The organism is Streptomyces sp. WM6386 (assembly GCF_000972385.1).
Classification (GTDB): Bacteria; Actinomycetota; Actinomycetes; order Streptomycetales; family Streptomycetaceae; genus Streptomyces.
In genome coordinates this window covers 1-315 of the sequence record NZ_JXTE01000785.1, presented here as the reverse complement: position 1 = coordinate 315, position 315 = coordinate 1, and the positions used below count along the sequence as shown (strand labels likewise).

General features: G+C 65.7%; 1 protein-coding gene. It reads left to right on the top strand.

The genetic code is table 11. The annotated features are described in order from the left end of the window. On the top strand, positions 1 to 315 hold a 315-nt coding region (locus tag TN53_RS43660), incomplete at both ends, for an alpha-L-fucosidase (RefSeq protein ID WP_046264496.1).

The window sequence follows — 315 nt, the reverse complement described above, 5'->3', positions numbered from 1 at the left end:
GCCCTGGGTCTGGTGAAGGTGGTCGACCGCTACGACCCGGAGGTGCTGTGGGCCGACGGACAGGGGTTCCGCCCCACCGGCAACCCGCCGTGGCGCAGCGAAGAACCCATGGCCCACTACTACAACCAGGCCAAGAACCGGGAGCGCCCCAAGGGTGTCGTGATCAACGACCGGTTCGACACCCACTTCGACTTCGCGACGTACGAGCAGCGCACCAACCCCACGATGGACCCGCAGAAGTGGGAATGCTGCATGACCATCGGCTACTCCTGGGGCTACAACAAGCACGAGCCGGCCCACCCCAAAAACCCCCCC